Annotated in this window: 2 protein-coding genes and 2 rRNA genes; all 4 read left to right on the forward strand. The window is 37.7% G+C overall.

All coding sequences use genetic code 11. The annotated features are described in order from the left end of the window. Positions 1-81: ribosomal RNA gene (gene rrf, locus AC1FXZ_RS21745) — 5S ribosomal RNA — on the forward strand; the annotation flags it as partial. A gap of 643 nt (positions 82-724) precedes the next feature. Further along, entirely contained in the window at positions 725-925 is a 201-nt protein-coding gene (locus AC1FXZ_RS21750; protein ID WP_480057557.1) for a cold-shock protein, read from the forward strand. Between the two features lie 137 nt (positions 926-1,062). Then, positions 1,063-2,508, forward strand: a complete 1,446-nt coding sequence (locus tag AC1FXZ_RS21755; protein WP_480057559.1) for a DEAD/DEAH box helicase — start codon at positions 1,063-1,065, stop codon at positions 2,506-2,508. Positions 2,509-3,018: 510 nt separating this feature from the next. Then, positions 3,019-3,229, forward strand: a 16S ribosomal RNA gene (locus tag AC1FXZ_RS21760); the annotation flags it as partial.

Consider the following 3,229-nt stretch of genomic DNA (forward strand, 5'->3'; position numbering starts at 1 on the left):
CATGCCGAACACGGTCGTTAAGCTCTTTTGCGCCGATGGTAGTTGGGGGCTTCCCCCTGTGAGAGTAGGACGTTGCCAGGCAGTAAAACACAATCCAATAGGGTTGTGTTTTTTTATGTCTGAAAATTTCACGCTCAAAAGGGTGAAGACCTGCAGAAACAAGGAGCAGCATCTTCTTCGATGGACTGACAGTTACAATGAAAAATACATGTGTGAAAAATCGCATTATGTATTTTTTATTACACACGACTGTAACGGTTAAGATCGATGGCTTGCTGCCGTTTTAGTGTGAAAGTGTCAGAGGTTATTGATAACCTGCTTTTTATAATGGATGTGTTAGGTTTAAATGTTCGAACTGTGAATATGAAGTTGTACGGCTCCGATAAATAGAAAATAGAGTTGAAGAAGCCCTATCAAGCTTAAGATAACTTACGAGATGGGGGAGAAGACCTTAGATGAATATTGCTCAGAGCTAGAAAGAAAGATTGATTATATGTTTATCCCGATTCAAAAAATGGTGCGAATTAGTGGTTGATTACATCTAGGAAGTAAATTTAATTAAAAGCTCCGATTGCTTTTGGGAAATAACTATGCTATATTTAAGTAGTTATTTTTGTTCGGGCTGTTTCAATAACGAATTAGTATTTAAACTTTTCGCCTTTGATATCATTTGAGCAATAATGGTAATAAATAGTGGTTTCGTCCACATAAGGAGATTATACACATGCAACAAGGTACAGTAAAATGGTTTAACGCAGAAAAAGGTTTCGGTTTCATTGAAGTTGAAGGTGGAGACGATGTATTCGTACATTTCTCAGCTATCCAAGGCGAAGGATTTAAATCATTAGATGAAGGTCAAAGTGTTACATTCGACGTTGAACAAGGTCAACGCGGACCTCAAGCTGTCAACGTTAACAAAGCATAAGTAGGGAAAGGACTCTAGTAAGAGTCCTTTTTTTATATTTTTTAAATAGATTTTGTTGTTGCTTATTAATGTCTTGTATATGATGTGCTGCTTGAGAGAACCTATATGAAAATCATAACTAGAAAAAGAGGGTACGTATGAATAAATTAAATTTTGATGATTTGCAAATTAGTGATGAAATAAAAAGAGCACTTGCGGTGATGAAATTCAATTCTCCAACCGAGGTACAGGCGAAAACAATCCCAAGAGCAATAAATAAAAAGGACCTTGTTGTAAAATCACAAACGGGGAGTGGAAAGACTGCAGCCTTTGGGATTCCTACATGTGAAATGGTTGAATGGGAAGAAAAAAAGCCACAAGCTTTAATTTTGACTCCGACGAGAGAGCTTGCCGCTCAAGTGAGAGAGGATATTACGAATATCGGAAGGTTTAAGCGAATAAAAACGGTAGCTTTATACGGTAAAGAGCCTTTCTCAAAACAAAAAGAAGAGTTAAAGCAGAAAACACATGTCGTTGTAGGGACCCCAGGGAGAGTGATGGATCATATTGAAAGAGAAACCCTAATCCTAGATCAGATAAAGTACCTAATTATAGATGAGACAGATGAAATGTTGAATATGGGATTCATTGCCGATGTGGAAAGAATTATTCAACAATTACCTGATAACCGTGTGACTATGGTTTTTTCTGCTACGATGCCTAAAGATGTGGAAGTTCTCTGCCATAAATATATGAAAGAACCAACTCATATTGAGGTAGAAGCAACTGATGGAAACGCGAATATGGTTGAGCATCGGCTTATTGAAGTGAGAGAAGAAGGGAAAGTTGCTCTTCTAAAAGATATAACAACCGTTGAAAACCCTGACAGTTGTATCGTTTTCTGCAATACAAAAGAACATGTTGATCTAGTATTTAAAGGATTACAAAACTCTGGCTACTCTTGTGAAAAGCTTCATGGAGGATTAGAGCAAGAAGATCGGTTTGCGGTGATGAATGGCTTCAAAAAAGGTGATTTTCGCTATCTGATCGCAACCGATGTAGCAGCTAGGGGGATTGATGTTGATAATGTAACCCTCGTAATTAATTATGATGTACCGATGGAAAAAGAGAGCTATGTTCATCGAACGGGGAGAACAGGTCGTGCAGGGAATAAAGGCAAAGCGATTACGATTGTAACAGCAAGTGAGGGAAAATACCTGAAAGCCATTGAGAAATTCATCGGTTATGAGATAACTTCTATAGAAATGCCAAGTCAGCACGAAGTAATAAGCTCTATGGGTGCGTTTGCCGAAAAAATGAATGCACGTCGAGTCGTAAAGAATAACAAAACGGCACGTATCAATCAAGATATTATGAAGCTTCATTTTACTGGAGGTAAAAAGAAAAAACTTCGACCGGTTGATTTTGTTGGGACGATTGCCAAAATTCCAGGTGTCACTGCAGAGGACATTGGAATTATTAGCATTCAGGATACGTTAACGTATGTCGATATTTTAAATGGTAAAGGTTCAATCGTGTTACAAGCGATGGAAAATACGCCGGTTAAAGGGAAGAAGTTGAAGGTTAGTAAAGCGATCAAATAGGAATATGAAAGGGGACTGTTTCACAAGGTGATGACATTATAAGTGCCTAAAATCATCTTATGCTCGAAGGTCAGAAACTTCGTTTTGGAACATTCCCTTTTCTTTTTTGTTTTTTTAACTGTTTGTCTATGAGTAAATGAGAGATAGTAAATATTATAGTTGCTTCTATTGTTGAAGTATGGTAAATTATTAAACCTAGTCGCAAAAAAATTATTTGAAATTAACTATTGCGTGGAATTATCATTCGTGGTAAGTTATTAATTGTCGCAGTTAATGAACAATTGTTTCATAACAATTTACAAATTTAACTTCAAAAAGTTATTGCGTAGAACTGATTGTTGTGTTATGATAGTAAATGTCGCTAACAACGAGACACCGAGTTCTTTGAAAACTGAACAAAAGCCAAGCGAAATAGAGATACATGATATCTCAGGGATTTTCAAGAAAATCCCGTCATTAATTTGTTTTTTGAGCTATGTTGCAACATTAACGTGAAGCAACTCAAACACTTTTATGGAGAGTTTGATCCTGGCTCAGGACGAACGCTGGCGGCGTGCCTAATACATGCAAGTCGAGCGAACCAATTAAGAGCTTGCTCTTAAGAGGTTAGCGGCGGACGGGTGAGTAACACGTGGGCAACCTGCCCTGTAGACTGGGATAACATCGAGAAATCGGTGCTAATACCGGGTAATAGAATGAACGCGCATGCGTTTATTCTCAG

The organism is Halalkalibacter sp. HAAS-P014, assembly GCF_056619965.1.